Below are 1103 nucleotides of genomic sequence, written 5' to 3'. Positions count from 1 at the left end.
GGCGCACGAGCGGCTTGCCGGAGACCTTCGCCACCAGTTGCTGGGCGTCGCCTGCGGCAACGTGGCGGCACCCGGCATCGCGGCCGACTGGCATGGCTGGCTGCAGCAGATGCAGCGCCTGGAGACCGGGCTGTTCGCGCCCTTGCTGGCCGCATTGAAAACCGGCCGCATCAAGGAGGTGCGCCTCGTGCTGAGCCACCGCGACGGCCACCTCGAAACGACGACGACCCCGCTGGCGCAACGTAAATTCTGGCGCCGCCCGACCCTGGAACGACTGCTTTGAAAACCCGCATCACCATCCGCCCCTGCCCCGTAAGACTATCCGAAATGCTGCGCCAGGGCGGGATCCACCCCGTCCTCGCGCGCGTGTACGCGGCCCGCGGCCTGACCGACCCGCGCGAGCTGGAGACTGGACTTCAAGCATTGGTACCGCCCGGCGCGCTGCGCCAGATCGACGCGGCGGCCGTCTACCTCGCCGACGCCATCGCGGCCGGCAAGAAGATGACCATCGTCGCCGATTACGACTGCGACGGCGCCACCGCCTGCGCCACGGCGATCCGCGGCCTCACCGCGATGGGCGCGCGCGTCGACTACATCGTGCCGAACCGCTTCGAATACGGCTACGGCCTGACGCCGGAAATCGTCGAACTGACGGCGCGCGAGAAAGCGCCGGACATCATCATCACGGTCGACAACGGCATCGCCAGCATCGACGGCGTGGCGGCGGCAAAGGCGCGCGGCATCGACGTCGTCGTCACCGACCACCACCTGCCGGGCGACGCGCTGCCGGACGCGCGCGTGATCGTGAACCCGAACCAGCCGGAATGCGGCTTCCCCAGCAAGCACCTGGCCGGCGTGGGCGTCGTGTTCTACGTGCTGCTGGCCCTTCGGGCGGAATTGCGCAAGCGGGGCGTGTTCGACGCGCAGACGCAGCCCAAGCTCGACAACCTGCTCGACCTCGTCGCGCTGGGCACCGTCGCCGACGTGGTGAAACTCGACACGAACAACCGCATCCTCGTCGCCCAGGGGTTGAAGCGCATGCGCGCGGGCCGGATGCACGCGGGTGTCGCGGCGCTGTTCCGCGTGGCGGGGCGCGAGGCGCG

The 1103-nt window shown here is 69.7% G+C and carries 1 protein-coding gene and 1 pseudogene; both read left to right on the top strand.

Going from position 1 to position 1103, the window contains the following annotated elements:
* Positions 1 to 283, top strand: a pseudogene (locus ACEN88_RS32370) (hypothetical protein); the annotation flags it as partial.
* Between the two features lie 44 nt (positions 284 to 327).
* Positions 328 to 1103, top strand: a 776-nt coding sequence (locus tag ACEN88_RS32365; RefSeq protein WP_413346322.1) for a single-stranded-DNA-specific exonuclease RecJ, incomplete at its 3' end; no start/stop codon positions are given.

Origin of the sequence: Massilia sp. CT11-108 (assembly GCF_047302915.1) — a bacterium.
Lineage (GTDB): Bacteria > Pseudomonadota > Gammaproteobacteria > Burkholderiales > Burkholderiaceae_D > Telluria > Telluria orientalis.
This window is presented reverse-complemented; position numbering and strand designations above follow the sequence as displayed.